The sequence below is a fragment of the Agromyces albus genome (assembly GCF_004134825.1).
GTDB lineage: Bacteria > Actinomycetota > Actinomycetes > Actinomycetales > Microbacteriaceae > Agromyces > Agromyces albus.
Genome location: NZ_SDPN01000075.1, coordinates 1 through 8,176 on the forward strand (window position 1 = coordinate 1; position 8,176 = coordinate 8,176).

General features: G+C 71.3%; 9 protein-coding genes. 2 read left to right on the top strand and 7 right to left on the bottom strand.

Annotated features, from left to right (window positions below; genetic code table 11):
- The 7 genes from ESP51_RS19850 to ESP51_RS19880 all read right to left on the bottom strand — a co-directional run.
- Positions 1–261: ATP-binding cassette domain-containing protein (locus ESP51_RS19850; RefSeq protein WP_164990613.1), on the bottom strand; the 261-nt coding region annotated here is incomplete at its 3' end.
- Between the two features lie 39 nt (positions 262–300).
- Positions 301–1,725, bottom strand: coding sequence for an amidase (locus ESP51_RS19855; RefSeq protein WP_129522596.1), 1,425 nt, complete (start codon positions 1,723–1,725; stop codon positions 301–303).
- Positions 1,726–1,741: 16 nt separating this feature from the next.
- Positions 1,742–2,320 (bottom strand): GNAT family N-acetyltransferase, encoded by a 579-nt coding sequence (locus ESP51_RS19860; RefSeq protein ID WP_164990614.1) that lies wholly within the window; start codon positions 2,318–2,320, stop codon positions 1,742–1,744.
- A gap of 77 nt (positions 2,321–2,397) precedes the next feature.
- Positions 2,398–3,090 (bottom strand): uracil-DNA glycosylase, encoded by a 693-nt coding sequence (locus ESP51_RS19865; protein ID WP_129522597.1) that lies wholly within the window; start codon positions 3,088–3,090, stop codon positions 2,398–2,400.
- A 1-nt stretch (position 3,091) separates the two neighbouring features.
- Complete coding sequence (locus ESP51_RS19870) at positions 3,092–3,811, bottom strand: Type 1 glutamine amidotransferase-like domain-containing protein (protein WP_129522598.1); 720 nt, start codon at positions 3,809–3,811, stop codon at positions 3,092–3,094.
- Positions 3,808–4,365: a phosphoribosyltransferase gene (locus ESP51_RS19875; RefSeq protein WP_129522599.1), complete on the bottom strand. Its 558-nt coding sequence runs from the start codon at positions 4,363–4,365 to the stop codon at positions 3,808–3,810. The genes ESP51_RS19870 and ESP51_RS19875 overlap by 4 nt, the downstream gene beginning before the upstream one ends.
- Before the next feature lie 46 nt (positions 4,366–4,411).
- Positions 4,412–5,200: an SDR family NAD(P)-dependent oxidoreductase gene (locus ESP51_RS19880; protein WP_129522600.1), complete on the bottom strand. Its 789-nt coding sequence runs from the start codon at positions 5,198–5,200 to the stop codon at positions 4,412–4,414.
- Between the two features lie 14 nt (positions 5,201–5,214).
- Between ESP51_RS19880 and ESP51_RS19885 the strand changes: the two genes are divergently transcribed.
- Together ESP51_RS19885 and ESP51_RS19890 are read left to right on the top strand one after the other, a co-directional pair.
- The gene (locus tag ESP51_RS19885; RefSeq protein WP_129522601.1) at positions 5,215–6,474 is read left to right on the top strand and encodes an acyltransferase family protein; all 1,260 of its coding nucleotides are present in this window, start codon (positions 5,215–5,217) and stop codon (positions 6,472–6,474) included.
- Between the two features lie 126 nt (positions 6,475–6,600).
- Complete coding sequence (locus ESP51_RS19890) at positions 6,601–7,935, top strand: bifunctional o-acetylhomoserine/o-acetylserine sulfhydrylase (RefSeq protein WP_422386867.1); 1,335 nt, start codon at positions 6,601–6,603, stop codon at positions 7,933–7,935.
- Positions 7,936–8,176: the final 241 nt, after the last annotated feature.

Sequence of the window (8,176 nt, forward strand, 5' to 3'; positions counted from 1 at the left end):
GAGCCCGCCCGCGACGAGGTCGGCCGGTTCGCTGCCGACCGAGCCCGCGCTCATGGTGTGCGCACGGCCCTCGGCGTCGGCGGCGAGCAGCACGCGGCCGGCGTCGGGCTGGTGCAGGCGGGCGAGCGCGCGGAGCAGCGTGGACTTGCCACTGCCGTTCGGGCCGACGAGCGCGGTGACCCGGCCCGGTTCGAGGTGGATCTCGGCTTCGTGGACGACGGTCGTGCCGTTGTACGAGAGCGTGAGGTCGTGACCGAGCATGCCCACCACTATAGGTGAGGCTTACCTAATTTCGTCAACTCACCACGTCGGCGGATGACGCCGCGAGCGCCGTGCCCTGCGCTCGAGCTGCGCGGCGAGGGCGAACAGCGTCGCCTCTCCGCCCGGCCGCCCGATGAGCTGCACGCCCATGGGCACGCCGGCATCGGTCTCGTCGACGGGAACGGTGATCGCCGGAAGCCCTGCGACGTTCACGAACGAGGTGAACGGCGTGAACTGCACCTGCTGGGCGAAGTTGCGCTCCCCGTCGCTCGCGTCGTACCAGCCGACCGGCCGCGGGGTCAGCGCGAGCGCCGGCGTGAGCACGACGTCGAACGGCGCGAAGCGGCGGATCACCCGCTCCTCGAAGGCCGTGAGCCACGAGAGCGCCTCGGCGAGCTGCCTCGCGGGCACCGCGCGCCCTCGTTCGAGCAGCCACCGCGTGAGCGGCTCGAGCAGCGCTTCGGCCTCGCCGTCGACGGGGATCGTGGCGGCGGCGGTCTGCCAGATCGTACGGAACGCCTCGGGGTAGCCGGGTTCGGGAGCGGCCGGCATCGCCTCGATGCCGTGCCCGAGTCCCTCGGCGAGTTCGATCGCCCGTTCGAGCGCCGCGCGCGACGGCGCGTCGATGGCGATCTCGTAGGCCTCGTCCCACGGCGAGTCCGTCATCACCCCGAGCTGGAAGCGACCCTCGCCGCGGATGGCCGCACCGAGGAAGGGCCCGTCGTCACCGGGGGCGCGCACCGCGAAGCGATGCGCCGGCGGGTATCCGACGGGCGCGATGAGGCCGTCGAGCAGGAGCGCCGCGTCGGTGACCGTGCGGGCGATCGGGCCCGCCACACCGAGGCCCGCGAGGCTCGCGAGCCCGGAGCCGGCCGGTACCCGGCCGCGGGACGGCTTCACGCCGACGAGACCGCACGACGCCGCCGGGATGCGGATCGAGCCACCGCCGTCGGAACCGGGCGCGAACGGAAGCATGCCGGCCGCCACCGCCGACGCCGCTCCCCCGCTCGAGCCGCCGGCACCGAGCGAGAGATCCCACGGATTGCGCGCGGGCGGCCCGCTGAGCGCCTCGGTGTACGAGGGCAATCCGAACTCGGGCGTCGCGGACTTGCCGAGGCTCACGGCGCCCGCCAGGTCGACCGCCAGCACGAGCTCGTCGGAATCATCGGGAACGAAGTCGGTGAACGCACGGGAGCCGAACCGCGCCGGAACGCCCGCGCGCCGGTGCAGGTCTTTGTCGGCGAGCGGGAGACCCCAGAGCGGCGCCGCGGTCGGCACGTGATCGGTGACGAACCGGGCGCGCTCGAGCGCGAGCTCGGGCGTCACGGTCGCGAGGGCCCCGAGCACCGGATTCAGTCGCTCGATGCGGGCGAGGTAATGCTCGGCGAGTTCGACGGGCGAGACGTCGCGCCGCTGCAGCAACTGGTGGAGTTCGAGGGCGGTGTGCTCGTGGAGCTCCGTCATGACGCCGCGGCATCCGTCATTTCAGGGTCTTCTGCATGAGCACGGTGCCGAGCCAGCGTTCGAACTTGAAGCCGACGCGGCCCATGCGCCCGATCTCCACGAACCCGAACTTCTCGTGCAGGGCGATCGATGCCTCGGCGCCCTGGTCGGCGATGACGGCGATGATCTCCTTGAGGCCGGCCGCCTTCGATCGCTCGATGAGCTCGGCGAGCAGCGCCCGTCCGAGGCCCTTGCCGGCGGCGGCCGGGCCGAGGTAGATCGAGTTCTCGACCGTGTACCGGTAGGCGCGCTTCTGCTTCCACGGCGAGACGAGTGCGTAGCCGAGGAGCTGCCCCGACGGCGACTCGGCGACGACGAACGGCATGCCGAGCTTGGAGAGGTAGGCGAACTTCGACTTCCACTCCTTCAGCGTCATCGCGTCTTCGTCGAACGTGACGGTGGAGTTCGCGACGTAGTAGTTGTAGATCTCCCGCACCGCGGGCAGGTCGCTCGGGCGGGCGGCGCGCAGGGAGTACTCGAAGGGTGTCTCTTCTGGTGCGGGCTTGCGCAGGTGCGGTGGCAGCACGCGGCGCTGCTGGTATTCCTCCTCGAGCATGACTCAAGGGTACCGCTGCGACATCGCCGTCGGATGTCGCGAACTGTCGGGGCGAGCGCCGTCGCCGGCCCCGCGGCTCAGTCGGGCAGTCGCCAGTCGACGGGCGCCGCGCCCTGCTCGGCGAGCAGCGCGTTCGCCCGGCTGAACGGCTTCGAACCGAAGAAGCCCCGGCTCGCCGACAACGGGCTCGGGTGCACCGACTCGATCACCGGCGTCGAGCCCAGCAGCGGCCGCAGGTTCTGGGCGTCGCGCCCCCAGAGGATCGCCACGAGCGGCGTTCCGCGGGCGACGAGCGCCCGGATGGCATGGTCGGTGACCTCTTCCCAGCCCTTGCCACGATGCGAGGCGGGCGCTCCCGGGCGCACGGTGAGCACTCGATTCAGCAGCATGATGCCGGCCCTGCTCCAGGCGCTCAGGTCGCCGTGCGCCGGCGGTTCGATGCCGAGGTCGTCTCGGAGCTCGCGGTAGATGTTCTGGAGGCTTCGCGGTACGGGCCGCACGTGCGGGTCGACCGCGAACGAGAGCCCGATCGGATGGCCGGGGGTGGGGTACGGGTCCTGCCCGACGATGAGCACGCGCACGTCGTCGAGCGGCATGCCGAAGGCGCGCAGCACGCGGTCGCCGGCCGGCAGGTACCCGTGGCCGGCGGCGGTCTCGGCGCGGAGGAAGTCGCCGAGATCGGCGATCCGCGGAGCCGCGGGTGCGAGCGCACTCGCCCACCCGGCGTCGATCAGCCCGTCAGCGGCGAGCTCGTCGAGGGTCTTCGGCACGTCAGGCGCCGATCGTGCCCACGACGACGCCGTTCTCACCCGGCAGCACCCGCCAGACGCTGCCGTGGCCGGCGACCCTGAGCCCGCCCTCGCCGACGATGAGCGCGGTGCGCTCGTCGATGCCGAGCCCGCCCGTGACGAGTCCGGCCTCGACGGCGGCGACGAGCCTCGAGAGCGTGCCCCACTGGGCCGCGTGCACGTCGATCGAGACGTCGACGAGCCCGATGCCGGGCGCGATCGTGAGCTCGTCGAGGCCCTCTGCCGCGTCTTCGGGCGACACGGCGACGCCGCCGATGCGCCAGCCGCCGATGAGCGCCCGCTCGGCGGCGATGGCGGCACCTGCCGAGAAGCCGAGGTAGGGCACGCCGGCCGCGACCTGCCGGCGAACCTCGCCGAAGTGCGGCTCGAGCAGCTCACGGTAGGCGGGCGTGAGACCGCCGCCCACGAGGATGCCGTCGACGTCGGTGAACGCGGTGGACGGCACCACGCCGTCGTGGCCGACCGCGGTGATGTGCGGCTCGAACTCGCCTGCAGCACCCGCCGTGGCCACGAGCTTCTCGGCGTGCTCGCGATCATCGGCATCCCGCACCGCGATCACCGCGATGCGCGGCACCGATCGGCCGGATGCCGCGGCACGCGCCCCGGCCTCGGCGAGGAACTCGGCGTACTCGGCGCCGTCGGGCTCGTCCGACCAGCCACCGCCCACGAGATGCACGCTCACGCGGTGCCCTCGGCGGAAGCGGCGCCGGTGCCGGGATTCGCGGCGGCGAGTTCGACGGGAGGGAGCGCCGACCAGGGGAAGACGATCCAGTCATCGGTGCGGCGATAGCTGAAGTCGGGCTCGAGCACGGTGTGCGACTTCGTGTAGAGCGTGGCCGACTGCACCTCGGCGCCAGCATCGGTCAGGAGCGCGAGCACCTTCGCGAGCGTGCGGCCGGAGTCCGAGACGTCGTCGACGAGGAGCACGCGCTTGCCGACGAGCGCCGGCGCGTCGAGCATGGGCGGGTGGAGCACGGGTTCGGGCAGCCGCTCGTCGATTCCCGAGTAGAACTCGACGTTGATCGAGCCGCACGCCTTCGTGCCGAGGGCGTAGGCGATCGCGCCGGCGAGGAGGAGCCCGCCGCGTGCGATCGCGATCACGACATCGGGGGTGAACCCGGCCCGGAGCACGTCGCTCGCGAGCGACCGCGCGGCGTCGCCGAACTCGTCCCAGGTGAGGATCTCGCGACGGGATGCGTCGCTTCCGGTCGCGGCGTCATTCGCATCGAAGGTCATCCACTCAGGGTAGCCCGGGCAGGCGCGTGGCCCTCCGCCGACCTCGTCAGTCGCCGCTCCCGGATCGCACCTCGAGCGCCCCTTTCGCCACCCGGTAGGGCGCTGCCTGCGCCACGGGCTTGACGACGATGAGGTCGAGGTCGACGTGGCGCGGCTTCAGGACCGCGTCGACGATGACCGCCGCGATGTCGTCGGCGACGAGCGGATCGGGCACGTCGTCGTAGACCGCCTCGGCCCGCTCGCGGTCGCCGCCGAAGCGCACGAGCGCGAACTCCTCGGTCTTCACCATGCCGGGCGCGACCTCGATCACGCGGAGGGGCTCCCCGTTCAGCTCGAGGCGGAGCACCTCGGTGAGCGCGTGCGCCGCGAACTTCGCCGCGTTGTAGCCGCCACCGCCGACGTAGGCGACGTGCCCGGCGATCGAGGTGACGTTCACGATGTCGGCGACGCCTCGCCCGGAGACGCCGCGACGCAGGAGCGGCAGGAGCGCGCTCGTCACGCGCTTGAGCGCGAGCACGTTGACCTCGAACATCCACGCCCAGTCGTCGAGGTCGGAGTCCTCGACGGAATCGAGGCCCTTCGCGCCGCCGGCGTTGTTCACGAGGGCGTGCACGGGCCCGGTCTGCTCGAGGTGGTCGCGCAGGGCGTCGACGTCGGCCTGCTGCGTCAGGTCGGCCACGAAGACGGATGCCCCGGTCTCCTCGGCGAGCGCGCGCAATCGCTCCTCTCGGCGGGCGACCCCGACGACGTCCCATCCGGCAGCGCGGAACGCCCGCACCGTCGCCTCCCCGATTCCGGAACTCGCACCCGTCACGACCGCCCGCAGCACACTCATGCGCCCATTCTGCCGTGCCGAGTGCGGTCGGGTTGCGCCGGGCCGCGGCATCCGCCGTCCTCGTGCGCTTGAATGGACTGATGCATCCGAGGCAATCGACGATCCAGACGAAGCGCCGCCGCGTTCCGCTGTGGGACAACGCACGCTGGATCGCGATCACCCTCGTGGTGGTCGGGCACGGCATCCTGCCGCTCATCGGGGAATCGAACTCCGCCTACAGCGTCTACCTGTTCATCTACTCGTTCCACGTCGCGGTCTTCGTCACGGTGAGCGGGTACTTCGCGAAGTCGAGCCCGCCGAACGCGCGGGCGATGCGCCAGATCCTCACCGACATCGTCTTCCCGTACTTCATCTTCGAGACGATCTGGAGCGTCATCCGCTGGGCGCTCGGCGGCGGGTTCGAGCTCGACTTCACGACCGCGTCGTGGACCCTGTGGTTCCTGATCGCGCTCGCCGTGTGGCGCATCGTGCTGCCGTTCCTCGTGATGCTGCGCTTCCCGCTGCTCATCGCGATCGCGATCTCGATCGGCGCCGGCTACACCGAGACGATCGACTCGACACTCGCCCTCTCGCGCACGCTCGGGATGCTCCCGTTCTTCGTGTTCGGCTGGAAGCTGCGCCAGTGGCAGCTCACGGGCGACTGGCTCGCACTGCCCGCGGCGGTCGCCTGGCGCTGGCGAGCGGGGGCGATCGCCCTCTTCCTCACGGTGCTCGCGGTCATGCCCGTCGCGATCGAGACCTGGCGCGACCTGAAGCTGCGCCGGTTCATGCTCTACGACGAGTCGTACGAGGCGATCGGCTACGACGAGCCATGGTCGGGTGCCATCCGGCTCACGCTGCTCCTGCTCGGGATGGTGCTCGCGGTCGCGTTCCTCGTGCTCATGCCGCGCAGGGCGCACTGGTTCACGTCGTTCGGCGCCGCGACGATGTACATCTACCTGCTGCACTCCTTCGTGCTGTTCCCGTTCCGCGAGACGAACGTGCTCGCGGGCGACCAGCCGTTCTGGGTGCTTCCCGCGATGATGGCGTTCTGCGTGGGCATCTCCGTCGTGCTGTCGCTGAAGCCCGTGCGGCGGGTGTTCCGCCCGCTCGTGCAGCCGCGCGCGCGGTGGCTGTTCCGGCCCGAGCCGTCCACCGCGACGGGCACCCTCGTGCTGCCGCCCGAGGCCGCGATCGTGCCGCTGCCGCCAGAGCCGGTCCTGCCGCCGCCACTCGGCGACGAACCGCCTCCCGAGGACGCCCCTTCCCCGCCCCCGCCCCAGCCCCGCGCCTGACGTCGGCCGTTCCAGGGCGCCAGCCAGGGGTTACGTCGTGTGTCGGGTGTCGTTGCCGCCCCCTCGGCGCGCTCGTAACGTGGCTCCCGGTTGCGGCGGGTCCGCACACCCGACCCCGAGAAGGAGATCTCCATGAGCGAGAACGCAGCCGACTGGCGCTTCGAGACCAAGCAGGTGCACGCCGGCGCAGCTCCCGACCCGACGACGAAGGCACGCGCGACGCCGATCTACCAGACGACGTCGTACGTGTTCGACAGCGCCCAGCACGCGCAGAACCTGTTCGCGCTCGCCGAGTTCGGCAACATCTACACGCGCATCATGAATCCGACGCAAGCCGTCGTCGAGGAGCGCCTCGCCGCGCTCGAGGGCGGCACCGGTGCCCTCCTCGTCGCGTCGGGCCAGGCGGCCGAGACCATCGCGGTGCTGAACATCGCCCAGGCCGGCGACCACATCGTCTCGTCGTCGTCGATCTACGGCGGCACGTACAACCTGTTCAAGTACACGCTCGCGAAGCTCGGCATCGAGACGACCTTCGTCGAGAACCAGGACGACGCCGACGAGTGGCGCCGCGCGGTGCGCCCGAACACGAAGCTCTTCTTCGCCGAGACGATCGGCAACCCGAAGATCAACATCCTCGACATCGAGCTCGCCGCGGGCGTCGCACACGCCGCCGGCATCCCGCTCATCGTCGACAACACCATCGCGACGCCGTACCTCATCCGCCCGTTCGAGCACGGCGCCGACATCGTCGTCCACTCGGCCACGAAGTTCCTCGGCGGGCACGGCACGGTCATCGGCGGCATCATCGTCGACGGCGGCACGTTCGAGTGGTCGAAGAACGTCGAGAAGTTCCCCGGCCTGACCGACCCCGACCCGTCGTACCACGGTGCGAGCTACACGGGCGCGGTCGGCGACGGCATCGCCTACATCATCAAGGCGCGGGTGCAGCTGCTGCGCGACCTCGGCGCCTCGATCGCCCCGGCGAGCGCATGGCAGCTCATCCAGGGCATCGAGACGCTCTCCCTCCGCATCGAACGGCACGTGCACAACGCGCAGGAGATCGCGGAGTGGCTCGACAACCACCCCGACGTCGCGAGCGTGAACTACTCGGGCCTGCCCTCGAGCCCGTGGTACGCCGCCGCCAACAAGTACGCCCCCAAGGGCGTCGGCGCGGTGCTGTCGTTCGAGCTCAAGGGCGGCGTCGACGCCGGCCGGGCGCTCGTCGACAACCTCGCGCTGTTCTCGCACCTCGCGAACATCGGCGACGTGCGCTCGCTCGTCATCCACCCGGCATCGACGACGCACTCGCAGCTCACTCCCGAGCAGCAGCTCACGACGGGCGTCACGCCCGGCCTCGTGCGCCTCTCGCTGGGAATCGAGAACATCGACGACCTGAAGGCCGACCTCGAAGCCGGCCTCGCCGCCGCGCGAGCGGCCACCGAGTCGGCACGGGCGGCCTGAACGGCCTGAACGACGACGGATGCCGCGGGCCCACGGGCTCGCGGCATCCGTCGTTCACGACCCGCGGGGCGTAACAAACGGGTGCAGGGCGCACGGGTTGGGGAGAATCGACACATGGACTGGCAGACGACCGCCGACGCGGTGCCCGCGAGCGTGGTGTCCGAGACGCGCGCGCTCGCGCTCCTCGGCCGCGCGCCGGCGACGGGCGCCTGGCGCGAGGGCGACGCGGTCGGCGATCGGC

Excerpts from the sequence above, each read along its gene's own strand:
- ESP51_RS19880 (WP_129522600.1), bottom strand. The coding sequence starts at position 5,200 with ATGAGTGTGCTGCGGGCGGTCGTGACGGGTGCGAGTTCCGGAATCGGG.
- ESP51_RS19855 (WP_129522596.1), bottom strand. The coding sequence starts at position 1,725 with ATGACGGAGCTCCACGAGCACACCGCCCTCGAACTCCACCAGTTGCTG.
- ESP51_RS19860 (WP_164990614.1), bottom strand. The coding sequence starts at position 2,320 with ATGCTCGAGGAGGAATACCAGCAGCGCCGCGTGCTGCCACCGCACCTG.
- ESP51_RS19875 (WP_129522599.1), bottom strand. The coding sequence starts at position 4,365 with ATGACCTTCGATGCGAATGACGCCGCGACCGGAAGCGACGCATCCCGT.